At 40.8% G+C, this 5,781-nt stretch carries 4 protein-coding genes; all 4 read left to right on the top strand.

Features of this window, described 5'->3' with window-relative positions; genetic code table 11:
* Positions 1-565 (top strand): carbohydrate ABC transporter permease (locus RHS_RS25235; RefSeq protein ID WP_047834739.1); only part of this gene is annotated, 565 nt, incomplete at its 5' end.
* Between the two features lie 50 nt (positions 566-615).
* Positions 616-1,425 (top strand): response regulator, encoded by an 810-nt coding sequence (locus RHS_RS25230; protein ID WP_047834738.1) that lies wholly within the window; start codon positions 616-618, stop codon positions 1,423-1,425.
* Positions 1,422-3,185 carry a sensor histidine kinase gene (locus RHS_RS31960; RefSeq protein ID WP_395014925.1) on the top strand — a complete coding sequence of 588 codons (1,764 nt, stop codon included), beginning with the start codon at positions 1,422-1,424 and terminating at the stop codon, positions 3,183-3,185. Before RHS_RS25230 ends, RHS_RS31960 begins: the two co-directional genes overlap by 4 nt.
* Positions 3,172-5,781, top strand: a 2,610-nt coding sequence (locus RHS_RS25220) for a glycoside hydrolase family 2 TIM barrel-domain containing protein (RefSeq protein WP_395023533.1), incomplete at its 3' end; no start/stop codon positions are given. The genes RHS_RS31960 and RHS_RS25220, both read left to right, overlap by 14 nt.

Genomic DNA, 5,781 nt, shown 5'->3' with positions numbered 1-5,781 from the left:
TATGGCATCTTATGGTGTGACGAGATTACGCTGGAAATTATCAAATCTTACGCTGGGAATTTTCCTGCTGGGGCTTATGATACCGGCTTATGGTTCCGTTATTCCGTTATACAGTATTTTTAATAAAGCGGGAATCCTTAATACTTATATAGCAGTTATCATCCCCCATATTACATTTGCACTGCCTACTGCTATTTTTATATTATCGGGATTTTTTATTGCGGTACCCAGGGAACTGGAGGAAGCAGCGATAATAGACGGGTGCAGCTTAATACAGGCTTTTCGAAAAGTGGTAACGCCTGTTGTGGTACCGGGAATTGTAACCATTACAGTCATTTCTTTTATCAATATCTGGAACGACCTGCTGTTTTCTCAGATATTTCTTACGGATAAGGCAAAAATGCCGTTGCCAATCGGTCTGACTGAGTTTAAAGGAATCTATGCTACAGACTATGTTGGGATGATTGCGGCAATTGTAATCACGGTTATTCCGGTAATAATTGTATATGTAATTTTGCACGATAAAATTATTGATGGTATGATAGCGGGCGCTGTTAAAGGCTAAATTTTATGGAATCCGCAGCGACTGGAAACAGGTATCTTCAGGAGGAAGAAATGAAACTGCTCATTGTTGATGATGAAATAATTATTCGTAAAGGGTTGGAAAGCCTATCCTGGGAAAGTGTGGGTATTACGGAAAAAAAGATGTCGGACAGCGGAGTGGATGCACTTCAGATGATCTCCTCTTTTTGTCCGGATATCATATTGACCGATATCCGTATGCCGGGGCTGGACGGTCTTCAGCTGGCACGGGAAATTGCGACAGGAGATTTGAGATGTAAGATGATTTTATTATCCGGATATGGGACTTTTGAATACGCGAAGCAGGCTATTCACAGTGGGGTATTTGAATACCTGTTGAAACCATCCAGTCCGGAAGAAATTCTGGATGCTGTTCACCGGGCTGTAAAGGAGCTGGAAGTAGACAAAGTCCTTAATCGCAGGGATGCAGTTGAGCAGGAAAAGGATGAGATGTTTGCTACCGGAGAAGACGGAAACGGAAGATGGATTATGGACTATATTGAGAAAAATTACATGAATGAAATCACCCTTACCTCCCTGGCGGAACACACGCATTTTTCCATTACCTATCTGAGCAGGCTAATTAAAAAAGAAACAAATTATAATTTTACAAAGTTGCTGGGCATTGTCAGGATGCTGAAGGCAGCTGAACTGCTGGCAAACACCGATTTAAAGATTTATGTAATATGTGAGCGTATTGGAATTAACGACCAGAGATATTTCAGCCAGCTTTTTCGCAAAACATTTGGAAAAACGCCGATGGAATATAGGAAATGCTATGTTGGGTGCTCGGAAGGAAGCCTCATTGAGTTTATACGAAAGAGCGATAGGAGGGATTTATGAGAAATTTCATGGGAAAGGCTAAACAATCCATAGGAAATATGTCTATCCAAACCAAGCTTGTTGTTATGACGATTAGCTTGGTTTTTCTTTCTGTATTCCTTATCACCGCATATTTCTATGCAAGTTCTTCCAGTCAGATTATTGATAACTCCAGGAACTACATACGGAATACAATGAGACAGGCCGGGCAGAACGTCACTAATAATGTGGAGGCGGCGGAGCGGGTACTCTTTGACATCTCTACAGACCGGGAGATCCAGAAATACATGGAAAAGGTCAATGAGGGTAAAATGAATGCATATGAAGAGGTACAGGTAGGCATCAAAATAAAGAATAAGCTGATTAGCCAGATTACGAAGATAAATGCAATACTTGCAGCATTTTTGTATGATTTGAATGGGAATGCATATATAACGAAAGATGGTAATTATGGAGAACCTTATGATATTCCAACTGGTGTCATTTATGAAGCAAAAGGAGCGAATGTCTGGTTTGACAGAAAGATGGATCTTTCTGTGATACCTGTTGGGAAATTAATTTATAACACGGCAACGCAAAAGCCATTGGGGTACCTGATCTTATATGTGGATACGGACTATATTGAAAAAATAATTAAAGATATCGTTTTTACAAAGATGGATCAAATTTTTCTGGTAAATTCCAGAGGAAGCAGGATAGCGGGTGATTTAAACAATGAGCTGCCGCCGAAAGAGATGATGCATGCTTTCAAAGGGAATGATACTTTACATCATGTTAATATAGATGGTAACAATAAACAGCTATGTGTCATACCATTAAAAACTGTCGATTGGACGCTGATCAGCCTGTCAGAGGATGAAAGACATAACGAACAGCTTCTGAACCTGCGCAATATCACCATAGTTATTCTCGCTGTGATTCTGTCGGTAATTACAACTCTAAGTATCCTTGTGGCGAGAGGAATCTCAAAGCCTGTTAAAGAACTGGTACAATCTATGGAAAAGTTTGGCGCAGGAGATTTCAGCGTATATGCTACCGTTAAATATAAAGATGAGATCGGACAGCTTCGTGGAAGCTTTAATAAAATGGTATCAGATATGGAGCATTTAGTTCATAACGTATGCGAGGAGAAAAGTCTGAAACAGCAGGCGCAGATAAAAGCTCTGCAAATGCAGATTAATCCTCATTTTCTTTACAATACCCTGGATACAATCCAGTGGCTTGCAAATATGCACGATGAAAAAGATATTGCTGAGGTAACAAGAAGTCTTGGATATCTGATGCGTTTTTCATTACTGGAACAGGAACTGATCAGTTTTGAAGAAGAACTGGACGCTGTGGAGGCATATATTCGTATACAAAAATATCGCTATGGACAGGAGTTAAAAATTGACATCGATGTAGAAGAAGAAGTGTTGTATGAAAGGGTACCCTGTCATATTATTTTACCTCTTCTTGAAAATGCGATTGAGCATGGTTTGTCTAATAAAGCGAGTGATAAACAAGTAAAAGTAACAGGATCCATGAAAAAAAATGTAATGTGCCTCCAGATTATCGATAATGGAATAGGAATGCAGCAAGAGAAGATAGATGATATCATGAATGGTAAATTAGAGCAGAAAAAAGGTAATCATATGTCAATTGGAATACAAAATGTTAATAAGAGATTAAAACTTAAATATGGAGAAGCATACGGATTACGGCTGAAAAGCCGGGAAGGAGAGGGAACCTGCGTCAGCATAGTAATCCCAGTTGAGAGGACAGAAAATGAAATATTATAATGATCAGCCTGGTATATATTGTATGAATAGAGAGTGGAGGTTCCGGGAGGTGGAGATCAGTGACCTGCCCGCTGGCCGGAAGCATGATGATGTCTACGATTATTCTAAAGCAGCCGGTGCTAAAGGGCCTGCAGAGAGTTCCTTTGACGATTCTGAATGGGAAACAGTAGAACTGCCCCATGATTGGGTGGTTCAGAAAGATTTTACACCAAAGGGTCTGCTGAACCATGGATACAAAATGCGTGGGAACGGTTGGTACCGAAAGAAGTTTCGACTTGGAGAAGAAGACATGGGAAAGCAGATCCTGCTGGAGTTTGAGGGGCTTAGCAGTAAAGCTACTATTTATATTAATGGACTTTTGTGTAAGCGTCAGTTTTATGGATATAACAGCTTTTCTGTAGATATATCTGACTTTGTCTGCTTTTACCCGGCAGTGAACCAGCTGGCGGTTAAGATAGAGGCAGATGCCTGGGAAGGCTGGTGGTACGAAGGGGCGGGCATTTACCGAAACGTGTGGCTTGTAAAAAAAGCCCCTGTTCATATTGAATACCAGGGAGTATACGTAAAACCTACCGAGATGCAAGATGGGTTATGGAAATTAGAAATTGAAACAACAGTTGAAAACAGTTTTGGTAAAAATAGGGAGTTATGGCTTGAAACAGCTCTATATGAGTCTGGAAAAAAGATATTTGATTTTCCGCAGGAACATGTAGCGGTGGAAGGTTTTAATCATGTAATATGCAAGCAAGAAACGGTATTAAATAATGTGAGAAAGTGGAACCTAGAACTACCCTGTTTATATGAAATAGGTGTCAGATGTATATCGCTGCCTGAAAAAGACGAAGTATTATCCGAAGAGTTGGAGTCAGATTATTTAAAAGTTCGCTTTGGATTCCGAACTATTCAACTGGATTCAGAAACCGGATTTTGGCTAAATGGTGATAATATAAAATTAAAAGGGTTTTGCTGCCATCAGGATCATGCCGGGGTAGGTGTTGCTGTCCCTTATGCAGTAAAGGAATACAGAATCAGCCAGTTGAAAAAATTAGGAGCCAATGCTTACCGCTGTGCCCATAATCCAGATCCCGAAATACTTCTGATCTGTGATAAGCTGGGGATGATGGTGATGGAAGAAAACAGGACATTTGCTTCCTGCCCTGAAGTGTTGGAACAGGTGAGGGGAATTGTTCGAAATGCCAGAAACCATCCTAGCGTAATAGTGTATTCTATATTCAATGAAGAGCCGCTGCAGGGTACACAAAGAGGCATGCGTATGGCAAAAAGAATTCGCAATACCATTCACAGGATGGATCATACTCGTCCGGTTTTGGGATCTTTCAATGGCGGATACCTGGAAAATGAGGGAGCGGTCCATGCCCTGGATGCTGTTGGAATTAACTATAATCCCATGCGTTATGATGAGTTTCATGAAAAATATCCAAATATACCGCTGATTGCCTCGGAAACAGCCAGTGCATTTATGGTACGAGGAGAGTACCGAACTGATGAAGAACATCATGTAATAAGCAGCTACGATGATTTTTGTGCTCCATGGGGGAACACTCACAGAGATGCATGGAAGTGGGTCAATGAAAGAAAATTTGTTGCGGGAGCATTTGTATGGACCGGTTTTGACTATCGGGGAGAGCCTACCCCGTTTGAGTGGCCCAGTGTTGGGACATTTTTTGGCACCTATGATTCCTGTGGCTTTCCCAAGGAAGCCTGCGAATTATACAAAGTGATGTGGAAAAAAAAGCCTGGGATTCATATAATAGCTTCCTGGAACAAAAAACGGAAAGCTGGAGAACTACAAAAGGTTATCGTGGCATCCAATTGCCAGGAAATAGAGTTAAGTGTTAATAACAGAGTGCTGGAACGGAGAAAAACCACCGCTTATTTCCAGGACGAGTTTTATGTGGCATTTGAAAAGGGGACGCTTAAGGCTGTGGGATATATAGACGGAATTAAGGCAGCCAGCCATTGCCTTATGGTACCGGGAGAAATATGCAGATTAAAGGTAGAATGCAGCAAAGAGTCACTTTGGGATGATGGGTCAGACTCGGTAATCATAAATGTAATTGCGGTTGATAGAGACGGTCTTGAAGTTCCGGATGCGGACAATCTGGTGCACTTTGATGTAAAGGGAGGTGCAAAGGTCATAGGCGTGGGAAACGGAAACCCCAATTCACATGAACCTGATTTTGCTCTTTACCGAAAGCTATTTCATGGACACGCTCAGGCGATTCTTCGAAATTTCGGATCTGAGCATGTGATCACTGAAATATGGGCAGAAGGGATTGGGAAAACAGTGGTTGAAATACCTGTACACCACGGACAGATGATTCCATACATAAATTCTGTGTCGGATGTTGTGACAGTAGGTTGGCGTATGTATTATCGTTTGTTGGATGAGATGCCGGATGTTGATATGGAAATAAATGAAAATGACAGAAACAGCTTTGAACCAATAGAGTTTCATGGAAGACCCCAAAATGAGTTTACTGGTAAATTAACAAAATATGGCATTTTTTATAATCAAATCAAAATCAGCAAAGATGGTAATAGAAAATTTCTATATTTTCCAGATGTCAGAGGG

It is taken from the genome of Robinsoniella sp. RHS, assembly GCF_001029355.1.
GTDB classification, from domain to species: domain Bacteria; phylum Bacillota; class Clostridia; order Lachnospirales; family Lachnospiraceae; genus Robinsoniella; species Robinsoniella peoriensis.
This window is presented reverse-complemented; position numbering and strand designations above follow the sequence as displayed.

Bases quoted from the DNA above. Each gene is read 5' to 3' on its own strand.
- RHS_RS25230 (WP_047834738.1), top strand. From the start codon at position 616: ATGAAACTGCTCATTGTTGATGATGAAATAATTATTCGTAAAGGGTTG.
- RHS_RS31960 (WP_395014925.1), top strand. From the start codon at position 1,422: ATGAGAAATTTCATGGGAAAGGCTAAACAATCCATAGGAAATATGTCT.